The following is an 860-nucleotide window of genomic DNA, read 5'->3' on the forward strand; positions in this document are numbered from 1 at the left end:
GATCTAACGTCAACATGAAACGATCCTGTCACCAAAATGTCGGCAAGTGCGCGTCCAAACGATGCGTGGCACAATGGAGCGCAAACTATAGCATAAGAATTACGCACCTCTAAATTGACGCGGTTTAGTTCAATTTCGATTGAAAAATCCGAAATTGAAGAAAATAACAAGCGCGAAGAGATATATACCTTTGATCGTTTGGAGCAGAATGATGCCTGTGGGATAACTTACCTCCTCGATGTTGAGGATACATCGAGGATTAACTATGAACCACGTGGTGTTGATGAAATTGAATACGTGCGAACAGACGAAGTAGGAAGAACGGAAATCGAAAACGCTATCGTATTTATTGCCATGTTTTTAATTGTAGGTTCAATACCGGTTATTGGTGGCTTAACACAAGGTGTTTTATTGCTTGCAAGCACTTCCGTTCTTTTAGATTTGTATCGTAAGTTTTTTGCAAAACAGCGGTCAGATAGCGGGCTTCATATCGAAGGCGGAATCAGCGTAAGCGAAGAAGGTGTGCTTAACATTTCGCAGGGCCGATGAAAAGAAACCTAACAAGGCAAATCCACACGGACGCCAAAAAGCGCTGCTCGTTCCTCGCTCTGCTTTTTGTCCCCGGTGATTTGCGGCGTTAGCGTCAGAGGGTCCACACTCAAATGCTAAAACCTGACTCCCCTTTCAATAACATCCCAAGCAATACGCATCCTCGCCAAGCGTTTTTCTTGGAGGGTGCGGCCTTTGAATAATGTGATCACCCGAAACAGGCGGCACCGAATTGATCAATTCGCTGCCAAAATTGTTGCCAGCGCCCGGTCGTTTGGCTCAGCGCCCGCAGGCTGAGTACAATCCCGGCG

General features: G+C 46.2%; 1 protein-coding gene. It reads left to right on the top strand.

What is annotated here, in order from left to right; translation table 11 throughout:
• The first annotated feature begins 114 nt into the window (after positions 1–114).
• Positions 115–549 carry a hypothetical protein gene (locus CKO36_RS19255; RefSeq protein ID WP_200286505.1) on the top strand — a complete coding sequence of 145 codons (435 nt, stop codon included), beginning with the start codon at positions 115–117 and terminating at the stop codon, positions 547–549.
• Positions 550–860 lie beyond the last annotated feature (311 nt).

This window comes from Rhabdochromatium marinum (genome assembly GCF_016583795.1).
Lineage (GTDB): Bacteria > Pseudomonadota > Gammaproteobacteria > Chromatiales > Chromatiaceae > Rhabdochromatium > Rhabdochromatium marinum.